Source organism: Arthrobacter sp. YA7-1 (assembly GCF_025960325.1).
GTDB lineage: Bacteria > Actinomycetota > Actinomycetes > Actinomycetales > Micrococcaceae > Arthrobacter > Arthrobacter bambusae_A.
Genome location: NZ_CP110114.1, coordinates 3,928,173 through 3,951,121 on the forward strand (window position 1 = coordinate 3,928,173; position 22,949 = coordinate 3,951,121).

Annotated in this window: 24 protein-coding genes and 1 tRNA gene; 17 read left to right on the forward strand and 8 right to left on the reverse strand. The window is 64.1% G+C overall.

Annotated features, from left to right (window positions below):
* Together OIT41_RS18350 and OIT41_RS18355 are read left to right on the forward strand one after the other, a co-directional pair.
* Positions 1-399, forward strand: a complete 399-nt coding sequence (locus OIT41_RS18350; protein ID WP_264637050.1) for a hypothetical protein — start codon at positions 1-3, stop codon at positions 397-399.
* 24 nt (positions 400-423) lie between these two features.
* Positions 424-942, forward strand: a complete 519-nt coding sequence (locus OIT41_RS18355; protein ID WP_264637051.1) for an endonuclease domain-containing protein — start codon at positions 424-426, stop codon at positions 940-942.
* A 52-nt stretch (positions 943-994) separates the two neighbouring features.
* Here OIT41_RS18355 and dcd read toward each other — a convergent pair whose 3' ends face one another.
* Positions 995-1,570: a dCTP deaminase gene (dcd, locus tag OIT41_RS18360; RefSeq protein WP_078107361.1), complete on the reverse strand. Its 576-nt coding sequence runs from the start codon at positions 1,568-1,570 to the stop codon at positions 995-997.
* Between the two features lie 148 nt (positions 1,571-1,718).
* Here dcd and OIT41_RS18365 point away from each other — a divergent pair, with 148 nt between their 5' ends.
* A complete protein-coding gene (locus OIT41_RS18365) occupies positions 1,719-3,503 on the forward strand; it encodes a CAP domain-containing protein (protein WP_241709386.1) in 1,785 nt (594 codons plus the stop codon).
* Positions 3,504-3,506: 3 nt separating this feature from the next.
* Here OIT41_RS18365 and OIT41_RS18370 read toward each other — a convergent pair whose 3' ends face one another.
* Positions 3,507-3,953: an SRPBCC family protein gene (locus OIT41_RS18370; protein WP_078107360.1), complete on the reverse strand. Its 447-nt coding sequence runs from the start codon at positions 3,951-3,953 to the stop codon at positions 3,507-3,509.
* Positions 3,954-4,190: 237 nt separating this feature from the next.
* Between OIT41_RS18370 and OIT41_RS18375 the strand changes: the two genes are divergently transcribed.
* From OIT41_RS18375 to OIT41_RS18385, 3 genes are all read left to right on the forward strand, one after another.
* Positions 4,191-4,264: transfer RNA gene (locus OIT41_RS18375), tRNA-Gly, on the forward strand.
* Between the two features lie 86 nt (positions 4,265-4,350).
* A complete protein-coding gene (locus OIT41_RS18380; RefSeq protein ID WP_264637052.1) occupies positions 4,351-4,485 on the forward strand; it encodes a hypothetical protein in 135 nt (44 codons plus the stop codon).
* Between the two features lie 17 nt (positions 4,486-4,502).
* Positions 4,503-5,636 (forward strand): N(5)-(carboxyethyl)ornithine synthase, encoded by a 1,134-nt coding sequence (locus OIT41_RS18385; RefSeq protein ID WP_241709385.1) that lies wholly within the window; start codon positions 4,503-4,505, stop codon positions 5,634-5,636.
* 69 nt (positions 5,637-5,705) lie between these two features.
* Here OIT41_RS18385 and OIT41_RS18390 read toward each other — a convergent pair whose 3' ends face one another.
* Positions 5,706-7,103, reverse strand: coding sequence for an MFS transporter (locus tag OIT41_RS18390; protein ID WP_264637054.1), 1,398 nt, complete (start codon positions 7,101-7,103; stop codon positions 5,706-5,708).
* A 150-nt stretch (positions 7,104-7,253) separates the two neighbouring features.
* On the opposite strand from OIT41_RS18390, the gene OIT41_RS18395 reads away from it, so the two are divergent.
* Complete coding sequence (locus tag OIT41_RS18395) at positions 7,254-8,108, forward strand: LysR family transcriptional regulator (RefSeq protein WP_078107357.1); 855 nt, start codon at positions 7,254-7,256, stop codon at positions 8,106-8,108.
* Here OIT41_RS18395 and OIT41_RS18400 read toward each other — a convergent pair.
* A complete protein-coding gene (locus OIT41_RS18400; protein WP_264637055.1) occupies positions 8,092-8,685 on the reverse strand; it encodes a TetR/AcrR family transcriptional regulator in 594 nt (197 codons plus the stop codon). The two genes, OIT41_RS18395 and OIT41_RS18400, sit on opposite strands and share 17 nt — an antisense overlap.
* Positions 8,686-8,784: 99 nt before the next feature.
* Here OIT41_RS18400 and OIT41_RS18405 point away from each other — a divergent pair, with 99 nt between their 5' ends.
* The 3 genes from OIT41_RS18405 (at position 8,785) to OIT41_RS18415 (ending at position 10,662) form a co-directional block, all read left to right on the forward strand.
* Entirely contained in the window at positions 8,785-9,111 is a 327-nt protein-coding gene (locus OIT41_RS18405) for a hypothetical protein (RefSeq protein WP_241709381.1), read from the forward strand.
* A 55-nt stretch (positions 9,112-9,166) separates the two neighbouring features.
* A complete protein-coding gene (gene panD, locus OIT41_RS18410) occupies positions 9,167-9,595 on the forward strand; it encodes an aspartate 1-decarboxylase (RefSeq protein WP_171983469.1) in 429 nt (142 codons plus the stop codon).
* Between the two features lie 140 nt (positions 9,596-9,735).
* The gene (locus OIT41_RS18415; RefSeq protein WP_241709380.1) at positions 9,736-10,662 is read left to right on the forward strand and encodes an AEC family transporter; all 927 of its coding nucleotides are present in this window, start codon (positions 9,736-9,738) and stop codon (positions 10,660-10,662) included.
* Between the two features lie 94 nt (positions 10,663-10,756).
* Here the strand turns inward: OIT41_RS18415 and OIT41_RS18420 are convergent, their stop codons facing one another.
* Positions 10,757-13,396, reverse strand: a complete 2,640-nt coding sequence (locus OIT41_RS18420) for a trehalase-like domain-containing protein (RefSeq protein ID WP_241709379.1) — start codon at positions 13,394-13,396, stop codon at positions 10,757-10,759.
* A 124-nt stretch (positions 13,397-13,520) separates the two neighbouring features.
* Positions 13,521-14,510: an LLM class flavin-dependent oxidoreductase gene (locus OIT41_RS18425; protein WP_241709378.1), complete on the reverse strand. Its 990-nt coding sequence runs from the start codon at positions 14,508-14,510 to the stop codon at positions 13,521-13,523.
* Between the two features lie 423 nt (positions 14,511-14,933).
* Between OIT41_RS18425 and OIT41_RS18430 the strand changes: the two genes are divergently transcribed.
* The 3 genes from OIT41_RS18430 to OIT41_RS18440 all read left to right on the forward strand — a co-directional run bounded on the left by OIT41_RS18430 (position 14,934) and on the right by OIT41_RS18440 (position 17,387).
* Positions 14,934-15,905, forward strand: a complete 972-nt coding sequence (locus OIT41_RS18430) for an ABC transporter substrate-binding protein (protein ID WP_241709377.1) — start codon at positions 14,934-14,936, stop codon at positions 15,903-15,905.
* A 71-nt stretch (positions 15,906-15,976) separates the two neighbouring features.
* Entirely contained in the window at positions 15,977-16,927 is a 951-nt protein-coding gene (locus tag OIT41_RS18435) for a D-2-hydroxyacid dehydrogenase family protein (protein ID WP_241709376.1), read from the forward strand.
* A gap of 25 nt (positions 16,928-16,952) precedes the next feature.
* Positions 16,953-17,387, forward strand: a complete 435-nt coding sequence (locus tag OIT41_RS18440) for a GNAT family N-acetyltransferase (RefSeq protein WP_241709375.1) — start codon at positions 16,953-16,955, stop codon at positions 17,385-17,387.
* 9 nt (positions 17,388-17,396) lie between these two features.
* Here OIT41_RS18440 and OIT41_RS18445 read toward each other — a convergent pair whose 3' ends face one another.
* Positions 17,397-17,903, reverse strand: coding sequence for a GNAT family N-acetyltransferase (locus tag OIT41_RS18445; RefSeq protein ID WP_241709374.1), 507 nt, complete (start codon positions 17,901-17,903; stop codon positions 17,397-17,399).
* Between the two features lie 284 nt (positions 17,904-18,187).
* Here OIT41_RS18445 and OIT41_RS18450 point away from each other — a divergent pair, with 284 nt between their 5' ends.
* Positions 18,188-18,646 carry a hypothetical protein gene (locus tag OIT41_RS18450; protein WP_241709373.1) on the forward strand — a complete coding sequence of 153 codons (459 nt, stop codon included), beginning with the start codon at positions 18,188-18,190 and terminating at the stop codon, positions 18,644-18,646.
* 111 nt (positions 18,647-18,757) lie between these two features.
* Here OIT41_RS18450 and OIT41_RS18455 read toward each other — a convergent pair whose 3' ends face one another.
* Positions 18,758-19,267, reverse strand: coding sequence for a GNAT family N-acetyltransferase (locus tag OIT41_RS18455; RefSeq protein WP_241709372.1), 510 nt, complete (start codon positions 19,265-19,267; stop codon positions 18,758-18,760).
* Between the two features lie 313 nt (positions 19,268-19,580).
* Between OIT41_RS18455 and OIT41_RS18460 the strand changes: the two genes are divergently transcribed.
* The 3 genes from OIT41_RS18460 to OIT41_RS18470 all read left to right on the forward strand — a co-directional run bounded on the left by OIT41_RS18460 (position 19,581) and on the right by OIT41_RS18470 (position 22,944).
* Positions 19,581-19,889, forward strand: coding sequence for a lactococcin 972 family bacteriocin (locus tag OIT41_RS18460; RefSeq protein ID WP_241709371.1), 309 nt, complete (start codon positions 19,581-19,583; stop codon positions 19,887-19,889).
* A gap of 131 nt (positions 19,890-20,020) precedes the next feature.
* Positions 20,021-22,252 (forward strand): bacteriocin-associated integral membrane family protein, encoded by a 2,232-nt coding sequence (locus OIT41_RS18465; protein ID WP_264637056.1) that lies wholly within the window; start codon positions 20,021-20,023, stop codon positions 22,250-22,252.
* Entirely contained in the window at positions 22,252-22,944 is a 693-nt protein-coding gene (locus tag OIT41_RS18470) for an ABC transporter ATP-binding protein (protein ID WP_241710704.1), read from the forward strand. Before OIT41_RS18465 ends, OIT41_RS18470 begins: the two co-directional genes overlap by 1 nt.
* The last annotated feature ends 5 nt before the right edge of the window (positions 22,945-22,949 follow it).

Genomic DNA, 22,949 nt, shown 5'->3' on the forward strand with positions numbered 1-22,949 from the left:
ATGCGCAGTCCCGGACCTCTTCCTGAAACCGTCAGGGGCCGCTCGTTCACGCTCTCCGAACAGCGCGCTGCCGGGGTTTCGGAGAGCCGGGCATGGAACAAGGACCTTCGCGTGGCCAGCCGTGGAGTCCGCGTTCCTTGGGGTGCCGTCCAGGAGCTTTCCCATACGGCACGGTTGTTGACGGGCATCTCGCCCGGGACCGTGTGTTGCGGCCCGACGGCGGCAATCCTGTGGCGCTGTCACCTCCCCCGTGATCTCGAACGCCAGCCGTTGGTGCATTTGCTGCGGTGGGACGGCGGGAACCGGCCGGTTCGCAAGGGGGTTGCCGGGCGCCGGGTATCTTTGGGTGCCGCGGACCGTCGAACCCTCGATGGCATTCCCATCACGAGCCCTGCCTGAACCTGGCTTGATTTGGCTCCGTTGTTGCCCCTCGACGATCTCGTCGCCGCGGCCGACCATTTCATCTGCAGCCAGTCCCCCAGTTTCGGCCACAACCGCGCCGCGCTTTGTTCCCTTGAGGATTTGCGTTCGCAAGTGGAGGGAAACCCGGGGATCCGCGGACGCAAGAATGCCCGGTTGGCACTGGAACTCGCGAGGGTTGGAGCCGAATCCGTACCGGAAACCAAGCTCCGCCTTGCCATCGGCCGGCAGGGATTGCCGGAACCTGTCTTGCGATTTGTTGTCCAGGATTCAAGCGGATGGGAGTTGGCGTGGCCGGACTTGGCCTTCCCCAGGCATAAAGTGGCCGTCAACTACGACGGTAGTCACTACCTGACAGCCACTCAGAAGGAATCTGACATTCGCCGCGACGAATCCATCGCCGCGATCGGCTGGACTTCGGTGACAATTACGGCACGGCACGTGAACGCCGGGGGGTTCGACGGAGTCGTAACCCGCGTGCGAGACGCCCTTGCCCGCGCAGCTTGGGTCAGCGAGACGTGAGATCTCGGCCATTTCGCTGCATCAAAGGGGCGAGACCTCACCTCTCGATGCGCTAAACAGACGTCCGGTGGAAGTTCAGGTGGCTGCGGCTCGCGGTAGGGCCGCGCTGGCCTTGGTAACGGTTGCCGTAACCGCCGGAACCATAGGGATGCTCGGCGGCCGACGAGAGCCGGAAGAAGCACAACTGGCCGATCTTCATGCCGGGCCACAGCTTGATGGGCAGGGTAGCCACATTGGACAGTTCCAACGTCACATGGCCCGAGAAACCGGGATCGATGAAGCCGGCCGTGGAGTGCGTCAGCAGACCGAGGCGTCCCAGCGAAGACTTTCCTTCAAGCCGGGCGGCGACGTCGTCCGGCAGGCTCACGGTCTCGTAAGTCGAACCGAGCACGAACTCGCCCGGGTGCAGGATGAAAGGCTCGTCGCCCTCGACCTCCACCAGGCGGGTCAGCTCAGGCTGTTCCTCGGAGGGGTCGATGTGCGCGTATTTGTGGTTGTCGAACAGCCGGAAGAAGCGGTCAATCCTGACGTCCACCGAGGACGGCTGAACCATTGCGGGGTCGTAGGGCTCCAGGACGATACGTCGGGAGTCGATTTCGGCACGTATGTCGCGGTCAGAGATCAGCACAGGATCAAAAGTACCGTATGCGCCGCGTACCCCGTGGTGCCGGAGTGGCGCATGGGACTATAGTGCACCACATAGACTACCGTTACCGCTGTTGCGTTTGGGGACGGTGGCACGACGCGAATCTGGGGAAACATTGAGACGAAATGCGGTGCCCGTTGCCGTACTGGTGGCCTGCCTTGTCACGGTGATGGCCCCTGCCTCCGGACCAATCGCCCTTCCGGCGCAGCTCGCCGGAACGTCCGCCGCAGCCGCGCCTTCCACCCCAGGCACCGCCGCCGGTACTGAAAGTACGACGACGGCGTCTGCACCGCCGTCGGGATCCGGCCTGCCGCAGGCCGCACCTTCGCCGGCGTCACCAACGGCCACCGCGCCCACCATCCCGACCCCGGCAGCCGCAGCCGCCCCGGCTCCAGCCGCCCCCGTGGGTTGGGGCAGCACGCACGCCGTCGAAACGGCGACGACGCCCGCGCAGGCAAACCCCGCCGTCGCCCCGGGCAACGGCACGTCGCCCCAGGCAGTGGACGGGCCGCCCCCGATCCCCTCCATCCCACCGGCATCCGGCCCCGACCCGCTTCCCGGAAGCCCGGCCGGGAATGTCCCGGATCCGACCCAAACCCAGGCGAAGTCCTCCCCCGCGGCCGTCCCGCTGGTTTCGCCGCACGCGTTGGTCAACGACGACAATTCGGCACAGGTGCTGGCCGTCTTCAACGCCATCAATGCCTACCGGACGTCGCTTGGCTTGAACCCGGTGAAATACAACCCCACGGTGTCCACGCTGTCGCAGGACTGGTCCAACAACATCGCCAGCCGCCAAGTGATCGAGCACCGCCCCAACTTCTGGACCGATCCCAGGGCCTTGAACCCCAACAACGGTGCGGGCGAGATCATCGCTGTCCGCTGGGACCGGGATGCAGCCCAGCTTGTCGAATGGTGGAAGAGCTCACCCGCCCACGATGCTCTGCTTCGCGACCCCCGATTCAACGTGATCGGCGTCGGAATCACTTTCACGGACGGCAACTACCAGACCACCCCCAATAGCTACACGATGTGGGGCGTGGTCAATCTCTTCGGCTATACGACCCTCCCCGCCGGAACCGTCAACAGCCCCGGCGCGGGCACAGCCCCTCCCCAGCTTCCGCCACCGAGCGTCTGCGACCCCATCGCGAAGCACCAGCCGCCCACCCTGGACCTCAGTGCGGCAGCCATCCGCAGCACCGGCGACCTGGTCGCCGTCGACCCCTCCGGAAACCTGAGGGACTACCCGGCACTCGGCAACGGCACCTTCGGCCCTGCCCGGACGGTCGGCTCCGGTTTCGCCGGGGCGAAAGAAGTGATGACCACGGATTGGGACCGCGACGGCGTGATCGACGTCATCGTCCAAATGCTGGACGGCAGGCTCCTGCTGTACCCCGGGGTGGTCAGCGGAGGATTCAAGGCACCCGTGACGTTGGGCTCATCGGGCTGGCAGACGATGACCATGGCGGTGGGCACCTGGTGCGGGAACAACAGGCTCCCGCAGATCCTCGCCACCGATTCCACCGGTGCTCTCTACCTGTACCGGAACCTGGGACTCACCGCGCTGGTCGGACGGACCCAGGTGGGCTCGGGCGTCAGTGCGATCCGGCTCAGCATGGTGGATTACGACGCCGACGGCTTCCAGGACCTGCTGGCCGTGGAAGCAAACGGGAACCTGCGCCTCTACCGGGGTTCGGGACTCACCACGCCCAAGGCAGAGGCCCGGCTGGTCGTGGGAACCGGATGGACGGACTACTCCGGATTGCGCTCGCTCAAGGGCGTCACCGGCCTCAACTCCACGGGAGTCGCAGGCCTGCTGAGCAACGGAACGATCGAATACTGGGACCTGACCGGTGGACGCCTCACGACGCCGAGCACCCCGATAAGCGGTTTGGGCGGACTGAAGCTGGCGCAGTAACGCTCATGCCTCCGGGGTTTGCTCCTCGATGACCGATTTGAGCTGCTCCAGCTGGACCACTTCACCTTCCATGGTCTTCTGGATCATGGTGTTCATCAGTTTCTGCAGGCCCTTGGGGTGGTACTCCAGGGCGAACCGCAGGCGGGTATTGGGGCCCTCGGTGCTGAGGTAATAGCCGCCGGTGGGCCGCGCGGGGCCGGCGACGACGGCGAACCGCACTTCAGCGCCTGGCCTGGCCTCGGTGATCTGGAAGTCAGCCGCGATCGGCCGCCCTCCCGGACCCGACAGGGTCTGCTGGTAGACGGCGCCTTTTTCGCCAGCGTGCCCCGAGCGAAGGGAAATGCTGCGGATTCCGCTGCGCCACAGGGGGTTGTTCAGGCCGTCCACCAGAAATTGGTAAACGGTCATGGCGTCGCGACCAATGAGTACTTCATGCTCTGCAAATGCCACGGAATCCTCTTTCGGCGTACGGCTCATAGACATAGCCGGGTTCCCCATGACACAGCAGCTAACTGCTACAGAATAGTCAGGCGCGGCGCACCGCAACACACCCGCGTCGAGCCGTAATCGAATCTTTACGAGCTCCGCAGGGAATTTGATGGGACCGTGATACCGGTGAGTCTGTGTCTGGATCACCATGGCATCTGCGCTAAGCTGGGATCTGCTCCGGCTGATGCGCGGAGCATTGCGGGCGTAGCTCAATGGTAGAGCGCTAGCTTCCCAAGCTCGATACGCGGGTTCGATTCCCGTCGCCCGCTCCATCTCTGCCCGGATACAAGGTGCCCAACTCCCTGGGTGTATCGTCAGGAGCTAGGAGCCATTTCGGCTCTGCTCTAAGGGAGCGATCATGGCTGACAAATCACCTCGCCAAGCTGCATCGAAAAAATCCGGCAAATCCATCAAAGAAAAGCGCGCGGACAAGAGGGCTTCTGAGTCCTCCGCCACCACCGTGGCCAAGCCGGCAACCGGCAACAAAAAGTGAGCGGCCATACAGGCGCCATGACCCTCGGCATCCTCTCGTCATCGCGGAAGCCGGACGAGCGCCGGCTGCCTGTCCATCCCCTGCATCTGGAGCGCATTGCCCCGGAGCTCCGGCAACACATCCGGCTCGAGCGCGGGTACGGCGAGCGCTTCGGCTTTTCGGACAGCCAACTTGAGCCGCTGGTCGGTGGCATGGCAAGCCGTGAAGAACTGATTTCGAATTCGGATGTTATTCTCCTGCCCAAACCGCAACCGGAAGACCTCGCCGACCTCCGGGACGGCCAGGTCCTCTGGGGTTGGCCGCACTGCGTGCAGGACCGGGCCATCACCCAGCTCGCGATCGACAAAAAGCTGACCCTGATCGCCTTCGAGGCGATGAACCACTGGGCGAGCGACGGCGGCTTCGGACTCCACGTTTTCCATAAGAACAACGAACTTGCGGGCTACTGTTCCGTCATCCATGCACTTGCCCTGACGGGTTCGACGGGTGACTACGGGAGGCGGCTGAGCGCCGTCGTGATTGGTTTCGGCGCCACGGCGCGTGGCGCGGTCACCGCCCTGAACGCCCACGGCATCCACGACGTCCAGGTGCTGACCAACCGCGGCGTTGCTGCGGTCGGTTCCCCCATCCACTCGGTGCGCATAGTGCAGTTCGATCACGACCAGAACGCCCCTTTCCTGAGCGAGGTCATCACCGACCGTGGCCGCCTGCCACTGGCACCGTTCCTCGCCGCGAGCGACATCGTGGTCAACTGCACGCTGCAGGACCCGAACTCGCCGCTGACGTACCTGCGGACCGAGGACCTGGACGCGTTCCAGCCGGGCAGCTTGATTGTCGACGTCTCCTGCGACGAAGGCATGGGTTTCAGTTGGGCGCGGACCACGACGTTCGCCGAGCCCATGTTCACGGTGGGGGACCACATCAACTACTACGCGGTTGACCACAGCCCGTCCTACTTGTGGAATTCGTCCAGCTGGGAGATCAGCGAAGCGCTCCTGCCGTTCCTCGAAACGGTCATTTCGGGCCCCGAGGCCTGGGCCGCCAATGAGACGATCTCCCGGGCCATCGAAATCCGGGACGGCATCATCCGCAACCCGGACGTGCTGCAGTTCCAGGGGCGCGCAGCGGACTATCCGCACCTTGTGGCGTAGTGGACTTGTAGCCTCGGAATGCGGCTGATCCGGGCGCCTGGCAGGCGCCCGGCCCGGCCGGGTTCGGCGTTACGCCGACTGCGGGACGATCCGCACCATCCGCCGTCGGTCCCGGACATCCACTTTGACCCGCAACTCGGACTTCCGGGCGAGCACGACGGCGACTGTCGCCGCTGCGAGCGCCGGCACCCCGCCTGACACCAACAGCGCTGCGTGCGGATTCAGGTGCTCGGCAAGCCAGCCCATCATGGGTCCGCCGATGGCTTGGCCACCGATGAGCACCATGATGTAGAGGCTCATGACGCGGCCGCGGATGCTCATATTGGCGCTGACCTGGACCAACTGGTTGGCGGCCGTCAGGAACATGAGGCACCAGAATCCGGAAAGAACCATCGCAGCGGCCAGCCACACCATGGATGGGGCCAACGCCGCCAGGCACAGCATCAAGCCATACATCCCGGCGCACAGCACCACTGAGCGCAGGCGCAATTGCCGGCGGCGGGCGGAGGTGATTGCCCCGGCGAGCGCGCCAAGGGCAACCATGGCGTTGAGCAAGCCGTAGCCGCCCGCGCCCGCATGGTAGACGTTGTCCGCAAAGGCGGCGAGAAGCACAGGCAGGCTCATCGCGAAGACCGCTACAAAGCCGGCCATGAGCCACGGCCAGTAGATGGTGGGCTTGCTGAGGGCGTATCGCAGGCCCTCCTGCAGCATTCCCTTGCGTTTTGGCACAGGCGTGCTGACATAAAGTTCGTTCTTGCGCAGCATCAGGAGCATGGTCACGGTGGAGCAGCAGGCAACCGCGTTCGCGGCGAAAGCCCACCCCGCGCCCACTGCGGTCAGCAGCACGCCGGCCAGGGCGGGACCAATCAGTCCGCCCAGTTGGAACGTGGTGGAGTTGACGCTGATTGCGTTGCGGAGGTATTTCGGTCCCACAAGCTCGTTGACGAAGACCTGCCGGGCGGGCTGGTCGAGGACCGTCACCAGGCCCAGGACAAAGGCGATCACATAAACGTGCCACACCTCGATGTGCTGGCTCAGGGCCAAGACGGCAAAGATGGCCGCCAAGGAGGCCGCGACGCTTTGGCACAAGATGAGGATGCGCCGCTTGGCGAAGCGGTCCGCCATCATTCCGCCCCATGGGCCCAGGAACAGCGACGGCGTGAACTGCAATGCCACGGTTATTCCGACTGCGGTGACGGATCCGGAGAGCTGGAGTACCAACCAGTCCTGCGCAATCCTCTGCATCCAGAGCGCGATGACGGCCACGAAATGGCCCATGGCGAAGATCCGGAAGTTGGGTACTTTGAGGGAAATGAAGGTGTGCCGCCAGGGGAGCCGTTCACTGACGACGGCGATCGGCTGGGTAACCGTGTCCGGGTCGGCAGCGTGCGGAATTCGGCTGCTTGCGGCGAGCGAATCGATGGTGGGCTGGCTGACGTTTGCCGCTGCGGGCGGTGGGGGTGCCACAAGTAGTCCTTGGATAGGCGTTTCGCTGGGATGCCTTTAACGCTAGGGTTGGCCGCGGTGATTATGGAAGTGAATTGGCTGTATAACTAGCATTGCGAAATGCAATACACCCGCGTGAGTAGTGGTGGACATACCTATTCAAGGAGCTCCGTGTTCGAACCCGTGCAGCTGCGGTCCTTCCTGGCCGTGGCCGAGACTTTGAGTTTCACGAAGGCAGCCGAGCGCCTCGGCCTCGCCCAGCCCACGGTCAGCCAGCACGTAAGAAAGCTGGAGACGGCGGCCAAACGAGCGCTCGTAGCGCGCGACACCCGGGATGTCCGGCTCACGGACAATGGCGATGCGATGGCAGGCTTTGCCCGCAACATCCTCTCCGCGCACGATTCCGCAGCCAGGTACTTTTCCGGCTCCGCGATGCGTGGCCGGCTGCGGTTCGGCACCGCCGACGATCTCGCCATCACGGGCTTGCCCCGGATCCTCCGCGAGTTCCGGCAGCTGTATCCCCAGATCAACCTGGAACTCACCGTCAGCCAGAGCGACCAGCTCTACAAACGCGTCAATGCGGGCCAGTTGGATCTCGTGTTCGTGAAGTGGGTGGGCGAGGCGAAGGACGGCACCGTGGTCCGCCACGACAAGTTCGCCTGGGTGGGCGTCGAACAGACGGCGCTGGACCCGGCCAGCCCCGTGCCGCTGATTTGCTATCCGGCCCCGAGCGTCAGCCGGAAACTGGCTATCGACGCGCTGGAGGCCATGGGCCGCACGTGGCGGGTCACCTGCTCCACCCGGCAGATCGCCGGCGTCCTGGCAGCGGTGCGCGCTGGCATCGGCGTCGCGGTGATGCCGTCGTCGCTGGTTCCCGAGGACCTCACGGTGATCACCAAGCGCTTCGACCTCCCGCCGGTGGGTGACGTGGACTTCACCTTGATCCGCAACCCTTTGGCGAACGCCGAGGTAGTGGACGCACTGACGCAGGCGATCATCGGCAGAACGCTCAACAAGCAGGCCTAGCTAGCTCCCGTGCGGCGAGGAGGACGGTTTGGACGATCGTCTTGCGGCGCCGCTCCGCCCTGCTTGACCCCTTGCTACCGGCCATGAGGCCATCCAGTTCCGGCAGTACCGGCCAGGCGTCACACAACGCAATGATGGTGAGCATCAGATCGGCCGCATCTTCCCTGGACGTCCCCGGGATGGCCCGGATGACACCATCAACCTTGTTCCTGCAGTTCGCGGCCCGGTCCGGACGGTTGACCACATATTCCCCCCGTTCCAACCCCTCCCAAAACAGCAGCCTCGGAAGGGTGGCATCTTGGTGGTGATGGTCGAACAGGCGTCCGGCGTAATCGGCCAAGGCTTCGGGACCATCGCCCTCGATGCGGACTTCGTCCACTACTTTGCTGAGCTGGGATGCGATCACCGCGTCGAAGAGAAGATCTTTCTTGCCGAAGTACTGGTAGATGCGTTCCTTGTTGACTCCGGCCGCAGCCGCGATGCGGTCCACCCTGGCGCCGGCTAGTCCGAATTGGCAAAACTCGGCGGTCGCTGCCTCAAGGAGGAGTCGTTTGGTCCGCTCGGTATCCCATGCCATGTGTCCACCTTAACAGATTCCAACCAAGTAGTTGCAGTTTTTGGCGGTGAGGTCTAGTCTGAACTCACGCCGAAAGCAACCAATTAGTTGGAGAATCCCATGAGCACCCAGATCCCCGTTGCCGCCCCCGCGGACAGCGCCGCGGTTGCGGCGGTTGCCGAGCCCGCTCCGCACTCCGCGCACCCTGTGCACCTGCCTTCCGTGCACACGCGTGCAGTGATCACGTGGCTGGCCATTTTCCCCCTCGTCGCGATCGGCATGACGATCCTCGCTCCGATCACGGAGTCATGGCACCCCGCGCTGCGCGCCCTCGTGCTGACGCTCGTCGTCGTTCCTACCGCCGTCTACCTGGTTGTCCCGAAGCTGCTCGCCGGTTACGGCTCGCTGAAGCGGCGGCAGGCAAGAAAGGCCGCCGCCAAGGCCTAGCCTGTGGCAGGTATCACCCGGCAATCGGGCGGCCACGCGCTAAACTTGTCACGTTATGAACCGCACAATGTTTAAGTCCAAGATCCACCGCGCCACGGTGACCCATGCCGACCTGCACTATGTAGGTTCAGTGACGGTTGACCTGGATCTGCTGGATGCTGCGGATATTCTCCCCGGCGAGCTCGTCTCCATTGTCGACGTGACCAATGGCGCACGCCTCGAGACTTACACGATTGCCGGCGAACGCGGCTCCGGCGTCATTGGCATCAACGGTGCCGCAGCGCACCTGGTGCACGTGGGCGACGTCGTCATCCTCATCACCTATGCGGAGATGACCACCGAAGAGGCCAAGGGCTACCAACCCAAGGTTGTCCATGTGGACAGGGCCAACAAGATCGTCCAGCTCGGCAGTGATCCAGCCGAAGGCATCACTCCGGGCGTCATGCGCCCCCCGCACGCCCTCAACAACGCGAACCTGAACTAACTCCCCTGCCCCGGGGACCCCTTCTTCGCGGTCCACATGGCGGGACATGCCGCCGTCGGGCCTTACAGCCGAATAAAGCTGATTTAGGCTGGGACTGTGAACCCCCGCCGCCCCGCACCCGTCCCCCTCCGGATGCCGTAGTGCTGGGCGTCGTTTCCGGGTTCTTCGTGGTGTGGGCCATCATTCTGGTGGGCATGTTCGTCGGCAAGCGCGGAATCCTGGGAGACAACGCGCGTTCGGTCCTGAGCGCCCTGACTTTCTTCGTCGCAAGTCCCGCGCTGCTCTTTGAAACCCTCGGCAAGGCCCATCTTCGCGACATCTTTGCCGCTCCGCTTCTGGTCACGGCGGTGGGCGCCGTCGTTACCGGCAGCTTGTTCTTCGTTATCGTGAAGTTCTGGCTCAAACGCTCCCTCCCCGAATCGCTGATGTCCTCCATGAGCGCTTCCTTGGCCAACTCCGCGAACCTCGGCATCCCCATCGCCGTGTTTGTCCTGGGCGACGCGAGCTACGTGGCACCGCTGCTGATCTTCCAGCTCGCGTTCTTCACGCCCATGTACCTGATGGCTCTCGATGCCAGCACCAGCGCCCACCGCACCACTCCCCTGCGGTTCGTCTTGATGATCGTGCGGAACCCGATGATCGTGGGATCGGCCCTCGGTTTGGTGGTGGCCGGAACGGGCTGGCAAGTGCCCTCGCTCATCATGGACCCGATCCATTTGATCGGTGGAGCCGCCATTCCCGCGATGCTCATGGCATTCGGGATGAGCCTGAACGGCTCCCGGCCGCTGCAAAAAGACACGGGGCGCCGGACGGATGCGCTCCTGGCCAGCGGCTTCAAGCTCTTTGTCCACCCCACGATGGCCTACCTGTTTGCCCGCTTCGCGCTCGGCCTTGAGGCGCACGCCTTGTTCGCGGTGGTGGTCACGGCCGCCCTGCCCACTGCCCAGAACGTGTTCGTGGCCGCGAGCCGCTACAACACGGGAATCACCGTGGCGAAGGATACTGTCCTGATCACCACCGTGGTGGCCGTCCCGGCAATGATCGCCGTGGCCCTCCTGCTCACCTAGCCCAACTAACTCGCAGTAAGTGTCGTTTTGAGCGCTGAAAACGACACTAAGTGCGAGTCAGTTGGGTCGGCGCGGCTGGTTGGTGTCCTCGCGCCTACTCTTCGTCCACCGAGTCGAGGTACCTGTCCAGGAGTTGCGCGCAGCGGATGAAGCCCAAGTGCGAATATGCTTGCGGGTGGTTTCCCAAGTGGGTCTCGGTGCCCGGGTCGAACTCCTCGGGAAGCAGCCCGGTCGGACCGAAGAGCGCCACGAGCTGGTTGAACAGCTCGAGCGCGTCGTCCAGCCGACCAACGGCCAGGTACGCCTCAATGAGCCAGGTGGTGCAGATGTGGAACCCGCCCTCCAGACCCGGCAGGCCGTCGTCGTACCTGTACCGGAACACGGTGGGACCCACCCGCAGTTCGCGCTCGACGGCGGTGACGGTGTCCAGGAAGCGCTGGTCGCGGACGTCCAGCAGGCCCGAGAGTCCGATATGCAACACGGCCGCGTCGAGGTCCGGGCTGTCGTAGGCCACGGTGTAGGAGTTCGCGGAATCATCCCAGCCCTCGCGGAGGACTTCCGCGCGGATGATGTTGGCCGTTTCCTCCCACTCGGCCCCGATGGGGCGCCGGAACCGCACCGCCGTCTGCATGGCCCGGTCCAGGGTCACCCAGCACATCACCTTGGTGTAGATGTGGTACCGTGGCGCCCGCCGGGCTTCCCAGATGCCATGGTCCGCTTCGTGCCAGCGGGCCAGGACGGCCGAGGCCATCTGCTCCATGAGTTTCCAGTGCTCGTCCGGCAACGTGCCGCGGCGCTTGCCGAGGGCCTGGATGAGCCCGGCAATCGGCCCGAAGACATCCAGCTGCACTTGGTGGTCGGCGGCATTCCCGATCCGCACCGGCCGCGAACCGGCGTAACCGGGCAAGCTCTCGATAATGGCCTCCGTAGACAGCGGGGAGCCGGTCACCGAGTACAAGGGATGCAGCCATTCCGGACCGGGAGCGTTCTCCAGGATGCGGCCCAGCCAACGGAGGAACCCGTCTGCTTCCTCGGTGGAACCCAGGTCCACGAGCGCATTGACCGTCATGGAGCCGTCGCGGAGCCAGCAGTAGCGGTAGTCCCAGTTGCGGGTGCCGCCGATCCCCTCCGGCAGCGACGTGGTTGGAGCGGCGAGGACCGCCCCGGTCGGCTCGTGCACCAGTGCTTTCAGGACCAATGCCGAACGCCGCACCAGCGACGGTTTCATGTCGGGCAGTTCCAGCCCGCGGACCCACTGCCGGGACTGGTGCGCGACGGCGGCCCGCCGGGCGAGCTCTCCGGTGGGGTCCGGCGTCGTCGGCTCAGTGTCTCCGCACCTCAGGTTCATGACGACGGGACCGTACGCGAGGCTGACTTCGGCGGTGGCGGTGCCGTGTTTGCCGTCGCTCGTGACCGTGAAGGACACGCCGGGAGCGAAGAGGACGATGGGATCCGAAGTGCCCACAACGTGCAGCTCTTCGCCACGGATTTCCATATTGAACGGGGCGTTGGCGTAGTCCGGCCGCGGTGCGAAAACAATCCGCGCGCTGCCGGTTCCGGACAGGACCCGGACCAGGCTGGTGATGCCGTCCGGGGCGGGCTCAAGGTAGTCCGTGACCGTAACGTCGGCCCAGCGCGTCTCCACGATCATGGTGTTGTCCACATAGCGCTGTCCCAGCACCTTCGACGTCTTGACCGGCTCCACGCTGAAGTGGCCGGCCGGGTCTCCACCAAGGATGTGCGCGAACAAGGATCCGGAATCCGGGAGGGGATGGCTCATCCAGCAGATCTTGGCCTCCGGGGTGAGCAGCGCTGTGGAGGTCCCGTTGCCGATCATCGAATGCCGCTCCAGCCCCACCGCGTCCTCGCCGAACAACCACGCTCGGCGCAGTTCGAACAGGATGGCGAGCACTTTGGCGAAGGCCTCCGGGTCCGGTAAGCGGTAGCGCGCCTTGGTTTCTGCATCGCCAACGTGCAGGCCAAGATCCGGGCCCCGCAAGGTGGCGATCGCGAGCTCGTCGCTCTCCGCATCGCCGGCAAACAGGGCCGCGCTGGCCCCCAACTGTGCACGCAGATGCTCCAGCGCGGCGTCTTTGGAGGGCTCCACGATGGACAAGTCCAGAACGGAGCCGTCCACAATGAAGAACAAGCCCAATTCGCGGGCGATCTGGTGCGCCTCACGCGTCACCCGGGCCACGACGGCGGGAGTGGCCGGCCTGGTGTGGATGGCTACGGCCACGGGCTTGCGCTCGATGCTGATGCCCTTTTCGAAGCCGATCGATTCGTTGAGGGCGGTGGCTGCCTGTTGAAGGACGGCTTCCGTGGCCATCGTGACGCTGTACGCGTAGGTCATGTCGAACTCGGCGCCGTGCGAACCCACCAGGTGGACTTCCGCCGGCAGGCGCGACACTGCGGCAAGGTCCCGCAGCGACCTGCCGGAGATGACGGCCGTGTGCGTGTTCGGCAGCGCCGCCAATGCCCGGAGCGCGACGGCGGCACTCCCCAACGGGAGCGTCTCGGTGGATACGCCTTCCGCGGCACAGAGGGTTCCACCGTAGTTGCAGGCCACCAGGAGCCCCGGGGTGCGGGCCAGCATCCTCAGTTCCGCCAGCAGCTCCGGAGTGATTCCATCGTGGGCGGCCTCGGATTGGACTGCCGTCCGCAGGAGGCCCAGAGGAAGCGACTTTGTCAGCAACGCCGAATCGGCCACGGACAAATTGAGCGGAGTAGCCATGGGGGACGATCCTTCCGGGGTGGATTCGTCCAGTTTCCGCCCGGCTGGTTTCGCCTCCGTGACCCGCGTATTGCCGGGGTGTAACGAGTTTGTTTGGTTACGTTTGGGCGGTGCAGTTCGCTTGCTACACCCGCGTCAGCCCGACGGCTTCTGCCACCAGCTCCACGGAACGCAGGCGCTGCTCCGTGCCCGTGCTCTGGTGGGCAACGATCAGTTCGTCGGCATCGGCGTGGCGGGTGAACTCGTCGAGGTAATCGCGCACCATTTCCGGCGTTCCCACCGCCGAGTACTTCACCATCTGCGCGATGTGCTGGCCTTGTGGCGAGTCGAGAATAAGGTCCGCTTCGGCGTCGGTGAATTCGCGTCCGCCACCCAGGAAGCGCGAGACGCGGTCCCGCTTGACCTCAAGGAAGAGCCGTTGGGCTTCGGCCGCCGAATCTGCGGCCACGACGTTGACGCCCGCGATCACGTAAGGCTCCTGGAGCTGCTCGGATGGCTTGAACTCGCGGCGGTAGACGGCGACGGCGTCCTGCAGCGCGTTGGGCGCGAAGTGCGAGGCGAAGGCGTAGGGCAGGCCGAGCTGAGCCGCCAAATGCGCCCCGAAGAGCGAGGACCCGAGGATGTAGAGGGGCACGTTGGTGCCCTTGCCCGGCGTCGCTTCGACCCCTTGGATCCGCGTCGGTCCCGTGAGGTACCCCTGCAGTTCCAGGACGTCCTGCGGGAAGGTGTCCGCGGCCATCGGATCGCGACGGAGTGCACGCATCGTGTTCTGGTCACTGCCGGGCGCCCTTCCGAGGCCGAGGTCGATCCGGCCCGGGTGCAGCGTCTCAAGGGTGCCGAACTGCTCCGCGATGGTGAGCGGCGAATGGTTGGGCAGCATGACGCCGCCGGCGCCGAGCCGGATGCTGCTTGTGTTTGCCGCAATGTGGGCAATCAGCACGCTCGTGGCCGAGGACGCGATCGAGCCCATGTTGTGGTGCTCGGCGTACCAGATCCGGCGGTAGCCGAGACGTTCGGCCAGTTGCGCCATCGCGACGCTCCCGGCGAAACTCTCCGCCGCCGTCTGGCCTTTGCCGATGATTGCCAGGTCGAGGATGGAGAGGGGAACAGTCACGTGATGCCGGCCTTTCGAAGGTGGTTTCGTTCGAGGGGCCGGTTTCCCGGCCACTCTTTCGACAACGACGGCGGCGCCCGGGTTATTTCTCCCGCTTGCGTGGGGTCCGTCTCAACTCGTGAAGATGCCGAGATCCCGGCGAAGGTGACGGCCGCATGTCCGAAAGCCACGTCCTCCCCGGCCACGGACTGCACCTCCAGCGCCTGATTGACCGGGGTTTGCCCGTAGCCCACGAAAAATCACCTCACGTGTCCGGCAGTTGTGTGGGAAGCCTACCCCGCGGCTGTTTTGTGACCCTTCGGGACCTCCAATGAAGCCCGGTGAACCCCTGTCTCCCAGCGTTTCAGAGCGCTTTGACCGGGTCTTGTCCCTGCCGGATAGTTGCAGCAACGCACACCATCCATCACTTTCGAAGGGGACTCCATGGCTTTCTCACGCCTCAAAACAGGCACCGCGTTGGCACTCGCCGTAACCACGACTCTCGGCCTGGCCGCGTGCTCGGACCCGGGCGCCTCGGCCGCGCCAGCGCCGTCGTCGGCCTCCGCCGGCAAAACCTTCAACCTGGCTCCCGAGCAGAACCGCTTCCCTGTGCAGGTTTCCCCGGAAGCCGCCGCCCTGGTGCCGGAGTCCGTCAAGGCAGACGGGAAGCTGACCGTCGCGGTGAGTCCCTTCGCTGCGCCGTTGGCCGTCTATGCCACGGACAACAAGACGCCGGTGGGCAACGAGGTGGACATCGCCGTTGCGCTGGCCGAATCGCTGGGACTCAAGGCGGACGTCGTCCCGACGGCGTGGGCGGATTGGCCGTTGGGCGTGGAATCGGGCAAGTACGAGGCGGTCATATCGAATGTCACCGTGACGGAAGAGCGCAAGACCAAGTTCGATTTCGCCAGCTACCGCGAGGACAAACTGGGCTTCTACGCGAAGAGCGACAGCCCCATCACCAAGGTGGACTCGGCTCCGGACGTGGCGGGCAAGCGGATCATTGTGGGCTCAGGCACCAACCAGGAAGCTATCCTGCTGCGCTGGGACGCCGAGAACAAGAAGAACGGATTGAAGCCGGTTGAGTTCCAGTATTACGACGACGACTCGGCCTCCACGCTCGCGCTTCAGTCGGGCCGTGCGGACCTCACGTTCGGACCGAACGCGACCGCGTCCTACAAGTCGCAGACCGATGGCAAGACCAAGAACGTGGGCCTGGTGGACGGCGGGTGGCCGCTCAAGGCGAGCATCGCGGTGACCACGAAGAAGGGCAACGGTTTCGCGGCAGCAGCCCAGGCCGGCCTGAACGCCCTCATCAAGGACGGAACCTACGGCAAGATCCTGGACCGCTGGGGACTCACCGCGGAAGGCATCCAGAAGTCTGAACTGAACCCGCCGGGCCTGCCGAAGAGCTAGGGTTCGCTTCGGGGGTGTACCTTTCCACGTATCGGGAACCGCTGCGTTCCGGACAAGCGAAAGGGATTTCCATGGGCCAGCGCCTTGCCATCCTCGACGACTACCAAGGGGTCGCCTACGACTATGCGCCGTGGGCCGAGCTCGCCGACGACGGGGTCGACGTGACCGTCTTGACGGAGCCGTTGGCGGATGCCGAGGACGCCCTCCGGGACTTCGACATCATCCTGGCCATGCGGGAACGGACCACTTTCGATGCCGGGCTCCTCCGGCAGCTGCCGAAGCTGAAGCTCCTGGTCACCACGGGGATGGCCAACGCAGCCATCGATCTGCGCGCGGCCGAGGTGCAGGGCATCACTGTCTGTGGGACGGGCGGCTCACCCGCCGCGGCGCCCGAGCTGACGTGGGCCCTGCTCCTGGCTTTCGCACGCAAGGTGCCGTTCGAGGACCGCCGGCTGCGCGCCGGAAACTGGCAGGACACCGTGGGTTTCGAACTGTCCGGGAAGACACTAGGTGTGCTGGGACTCGGAAAGATCGGAAGCAAGATCGCCGGTTACGCCAAAGCCTTTGGCATGGAGGTCATCGCCTGGAGTCCGAACCTCACGGAAGAGACTGCCGCTGCGGCAGGTGCCCGGAAGGTGGGCAAGGAGGCACTCTTCCGGGAGGCCGACGTCGTGAGCGTCCACGTACGGTTGTCGGAGCGGTCCCGGGGGCTCGTCGGGGAGGACGAACTGCGGCTCCTCGGCCCGGAAGGCGTCCTGGTGAACACGGCCCGCGGGCCGATCGTGGACGAGGCTGCCCTCCTCCGCGGGCTCAACGAGGGCTGGCTCGGCGGCGCGGCCCTGGACGTGTTCGACGTCGAGCCCCTCCCGGCGGGCCACCCCCTCCTCACGGCGCCCCGCACCGTGCTGACGCCGCACCTGGGTTACGTCACGTCGCAAAGCTACGCGCGCTTCTACGGCGAGGCCTTCGAGGACGTCCGCGCGTGGGTGCGGGGGAATCCGGTGCGGGTGCTCATTTCTTGACTCCTCAATGGGGTTGAATAGTCCCGTGCCTGCTGACTTCTCGCTCCGTCCCGCTTTGCCCTCCGACGCCGGCTGGATCGCGGAACTGCGCGCCGTCGTCATGCGACCCGATCTGGAGCGGCTTGGCCGTTGGGATCCCGTGCGGGTCCGGGAGCGCTTCTTGAACGCGTTCCAGCCGGAACACACCTTGCTCGTTGCCGTCGAAGAGCAGGTTGCCGGTGTCATCGCAGTGCGCCCGGAACCCGATGCTCTGTGGATCGAACACTTCTACCTCGCTCCGGAGTTCCAGGGGCAAGGACTTGGAGCCGGAGTGCTGCGTCGGATCACGGGCGAGCCCAAGGACCACCGGCCGTTCCGGCTCAACGTGCTCCAGGGCAGTCCGGCCCGACGCCTCTACGAACGCCACGGCTTTGTCCTGGAAACCGAGGATCCGGTGGACGTTTTCATGGTCGCGGGCTGACTGAGCCTGTCAGTCGTGAAGGACCACTTGGTAGAGGTTGTGGTCTTGCCATTTTCCGGCGATCAGCAGGTATCGCGGTGCCATGCCAATGTGCTGGAACCCGGCCTTGAGCAGTACCCGCTGCGAGGCAGCGTTGTGGAGCAGGGTGCTTGCCTCGATGCGGTGCAGTCCGAGTTCGTCGCGGGCCATGTCGACTATTGCTTGGACGGCTGCGGACGCCAAGCCACGGCCCGCATAGTCGCCGTCCACCCAGTAGCCCAGCCCCGCGCTCTGGAAAGGACCGCGGACGATTCCTGCCACGTTGAACCGGCCGACGAGTCTATCGCCGTCGAACAGGCCGAGCGGATGCCCTTCCCCGGCTTCATGCGCGACGAGTCGCTTGGCAATGTCGGCCGCCTGCCATTTTTCGGTGTAATATTCCTCGGGCCGCATTGGCTCCCAAGGCGAAAGGTAAGCCCGGTTGCGCACATATGCGGCTGCGAGCGCTGCCGCATCACTGACGCGCAACACGCGCATGCTGACGCTCCCACTAAGTTGGCGCGGTTCAATCATCGGTCAACATTAGACCAGATCGCAGCCGTCAATAAGTGCTTTGTTGCTCGGCAAACCGGGCTATCACAGCCGCATCCGGCTTATGGAACGTTCGCCAGTCCGAGCGAACATCGACCCACCGCGCGGGTTGGCCAGCCTCGGGCAGGAGCTCCGTCGCGGGATCGGCGATCGTCCAGTAGGACAAGTTCAGCGTCGGTGTGATGCCGCGGCCTCACTGCGTCCGGCATCGTGCGGCGTAGCATGCGGGTATGTGCATCGCGAGGGTTCTTCGGATCGCGGCTGCAGCCTGTGCGCTGGCGGCGGCCTCTGCCTGCACGCCAGCTATCCCGCGTGCCTGTGCGGGGCCGGCCGCGGGTGCGCCGGAAGTCGAGCTTGACGCAGGGCCCTGGCTGCGTGTCCACCCGGGCACGACCCTCGAACTCTGCCTTGCGGCGAATTGCGAACTACTCTCGCCTAGCCGGGAACTCACCACTGTCCAGGCTCCGCCCGAAGACCATGAGGGCGCCTACAGCCTTACGCTCAAGAGCGCAGGCGCACTGGTGATCCAAGAGCGCGTCGAACTCGCCGACCAAACCGTCGTTGGCCCTTGCGGGACCAGCCAGGCCATAACCATCAGGCGATTGACCCTCGGACCCGATGGCCGGCTCGTCGACACCCCTCAGCGGCAGGGCCCGCACGCCACAGCGAGCAACTCCCCCTCCCCGTGAGCTGCCGTTCAGACTCACCGCCGAATGGGCAAATACCAGCGACCAATCAGGACGCATCGCGGCGAAACTCGGGTTCACCGAGTCGGTTCGATTCTCAGAGATCACTCGACGCTATGAGAGCCTGATCGTGTAGCGGCCGACTTCTCCTCGGTCTGTCGTGACAATTCGGTTCAGAACGCCTCCGCAAAGTTCAATAGTCTTCACCGAGGGAACGTTGTCCACGAAGCAGGCCAGCACCACTCGATCCATGTTGCGGGCCTTCGCCAAGTACAGCATCTCCCGAAGCGCTGCAGCGGCGAGGCCACGCCCTCTGGCAGACGGCCGGAGTCCATAGCCCACATGTCCGAGGGCTTCCGCACCCTGTGTGGGTTCGTGGCGGAGAGCGATTCCCCCGAGGACTTCGCCGTCCTCGACGATCCACCGAAAGGTGCAGCCGTCGTCGCAGTTCGACGCTTCCTTGGCCAAAAGCCGATCGACGAACACTCGGAATCCTTCCAACGATCGGACGTCGTCGGCCTCCACCAAACCGAAACCATCTTCACGGAGACCGTCGCCCCATTCTTTGTGCGCCTCCATCCACGCCGCGTGCAGGGCAACCGAGGGCCGGACGAGCAAAGACATAGTCCAACGCTACAGTCGACGCGCGGCGGGGCGCAGTGGGCGATCGACCGGCGTGATGCCTTCGCGGTGGAGGACTGATTGAAGGGCACCAGCGGTGACATTTAGCGCCGGAAGTCCCCAGCCGAATTCGCCGCGCTTGCCCCCCGAGACTGTTGGCTCTGACGAGGTGGATGCTGACGAGCTCAGCTATTGACTCCAACTGCCATTACATTACACACTAATCCGTATCGAAAGAGGCCTCTGATCGGTAAGGCTCAAGCGAATCATTACTCCGTAAGGGCCAACTCTGGCCGGTAGAAGAATGGGGAATGTCATGAATGTTAACCGTCTGCTGGCAGGGGGTGCCCTGGTCGGTGTGTTGACGATCGGTGCAGCAGCTCCTGCACTCGCAGGAACGATCACCAACGTCGGTGGCGGCACCTGGAATTACGGGACCGCGTTCCAACCACCATGGTTCAAGAACGTCTGGTCTCACTACGTTCACCCAAGCGCGTACCATTCCGCTACGGCTATTGGCGGCCCTAACAATGTCAAGGTCTATGCCAATGCCAATAGCTGGGCCAACGCTGATACCCAGTGCGGCGCTGGCGAGAATGCCGCTCAATATTGGGCGACCTACTGAGTAGCAGCCGTCCCCGATGCGCTGATGCCGTCACAGCGGGTGTCGGTCGGCGGGTCCCTTTTGGGCCCGCCGACTTGTTTGTTTGTGGGCGGCGAACGGAAATGTCGAAGAGTTGAAGGTGTGGTCGGCCGATGAAACATGTCCTGCTGGGACTGGTGATCGTAGTATGCGCGGCAACGTTCGGTGTGAGCGTCGTGAACGGAATCAATGAAGAACGCACGGCCGTGGCGCGCGCGGCAGCTGATGCCGGACAGGCGTTTTCAGTCCCGGGCGATGCGGCGGATCCTGATGCAGTGCTGTCCACGTTGAGAAGCGCAGCCGCAGCCACTCGCAGCAACGTTTTCAGGACGGTGGTTGGGGTGGATGAAAACGACCGTGCGTTCGTGACTCAGTACGTGCTTTTGACCCGGCCGGATACTCGCGTCTTCGACGGGACCGCCCTCTCATCGGGGAGATTCCTTACCGTCCAAGAGTCACAGGAAGGCGACGCTTCGGTCGCGTCACCGGACACCAGCCCGAACACGGTTGGTGTTCTGCGTGTCCTGGGGGCCGGAGAGCGTTTCTCATTCCGTCCACTACGGACAGCGTTCGACACGATGCCTGCGCCGGGAACCTACTATGCCGAGTGTGGGCCCGCCGGGTGCGCGGCCTTTGTGGACGCAGTAGCTGCCGCGCTCACTACTCACATTGCCGGACGGTCCTTCGAGGCCACGGATTTGAGCGCACCGAATCAGCAATTGATTGTCCCGACAAACGTCCCGCCGGTCTACTTGCAACTCGCGGTTTTCGTCGGGCTTCTCCTCACTGCGGTGCTTGCTGTATATCGACAGTTATATGAGGCAAAGAGAGCTGGCGCGATGCGCTTGCTTGGCTACGGTGCGACTAGGGTGTGGTGGACGATCACAGGGCGGCCAGTGATCGTCGTCGGCACTGCTTCCGGCGTCGCTCTCGTTTCCATCTCGGCCCTTCTGCCTGGCGCGGACAGCGGATTCGTTGCAGTTGTGGTCTTCGACCAGATAATTGCCGTGGGCTTGCTCATTGCGGCCAGCTTGCTGACCATACCGTACGTGGCAAGGATGCGAGTCTCGGACGCGTTGAAGAACCGACGTGACACCAGAGCTTTGTTTGGTGCAGGAATCGCGCTGTCCGTTGTGACTTCGTCGGCCCTTGTAGTGGTCGCTGCGGGCGCCTGGTCCAACGTGGATGCGATCAACAATGAACGCGAATCGCTGCAACATTGGACCTCGACAACCGGGTATGGTGTTTTCGTTCCGGTGAGCAACGGCAACGATGCAGTGGACCTGCAGACCGGCCAGCCCGGTTCATCCATCGTTCAAGCCACCGACCTCTACGACGCACTCACCGCCCGCGGGGCCCTCTATGTGTACGCCGGCGCATTCTCAAAGACAGCGCTCCAGCAAAGTCAACAGGCCGGCCAGTACCGATCAATGCAAGTAAATCCTGCCTACCTCCACACATACCCGATCCGTGACGCAAACGGCCGGCCGGTCACGGTCGATGAGAGTGAATCGTCGTGGATATTGCTCGTGCCCGAGCAATTCCGCTCCCAGGAACGAGAGATCACCGCATATTTCCGGGCCCAACGCGATAGCGCATTCTCCGCCGAGAAGACGATCTTCCACCGCGACAAGAGCATCGCTGCGCAAGATCACCGCGTGCGGATCATCTGGACGGACAACCGCCAGCGAATTTTCACATTCAACCCCGACGTCGCCACCTCCTCCGGCGGCTCGGTGGAGGACCCCATCGTTGAAGTGATCACCCGGGCCAACAGCCTGGGGGTGGACCGGCTCAACGCCGTCACGGGTGACGCCAGCGCCGGACTGAAGGTCCCGCTGGTAGAAGGGAGCTCCCAGGCCACGATCACAGCCCTCCGGCCCCTGCTCAAAAGGCTGAGCTTGGACGACAACCTGCGTCACCTGGTAACCATCAACGAATATCAGCTCGCCAAGATCGGCCACCTCCAGGAGAGCCTCCGCAACACCACGATCGTGCTGGCCGCTCTGGTGGTATTGCTCATCATTGTCACCGCGCAGACATTGACGATCGCGTTCGAGCGGTTCGCGCGCAGGATCGTCGTCCGCGGCCTGTTCGGCCTGTCAACATGGAGGCGCTACCGCGAGTTCATCAAGCTTGGAGCAATTGTGTGGGCTGTCCAGGCCGTGCTCGGTTCCGGGCTGGTATTGGCCGGTTTCCGGCCGTTCTCCTTTGCCGACACCGGGCCGCTCTCCACGCTCACCGCGGCTGTTGCCGTCAGCGCCGTTCAGGGCCTGGTCGCTGTAGGAGTCCTGTGGCTCACAGAACGGCGGCGCACTCCCAACATCCTGAAAGGGGAACTCTAATGTCCGACGTCGTATGCGAATTCCTGAATGTCCATAAAGGTTTCCGGGGCCATGAAATCATCTCGGACCTGAGCTTGAAGGTGCACTCAGGCGAGATCGTCGCTATTACAGGTCCAAGCGGAAGCGGGAAGACAACCGTCCTTAACATGCTTGGCCTGCTTGATCGGCCTGACAGGGGCGAGATCAAGTTATTCGGCCGCCGCGCCCCTCACCCGGGTAGCCGCAGCGCACGCTTGCACCTGAGGCTGCGCCTTGGATATCTCTTTCAGAACTACGCCCTGATCGACAACGCGACCGTGACCGAAAACCTCAAGATCGCACAAACCTACACCCCGGGAACGCGCAAGGAAAAAAGCGATTCCCGGGCAAGCGCGATGGAACGGGTAGGCCTCGACCTTGACCCGAATCGCAAAGTCTACGAACTCTCAGGCGGAGAACAACAACGTCTCGCCATTGCCCGCCTCATCCTCAAACCGTGCCAGATGATCCTTGCCGACGAACCAACAGGCTCCCTCGACAATGCCAACCGCGACCATGTCCTGACCCTCACCAGAACCCTGGCCGAGGCCGGCAAAGCCGTGATCGTCGTGACGCATGACGACTCAGTATCCGGACGAAGCGATCGACACATCACCCTCGGCGCCGCAAAGAGAAGCCCAGCCGTGTCAAGCCAACAGTGCGATCGGTCGTGATCAGC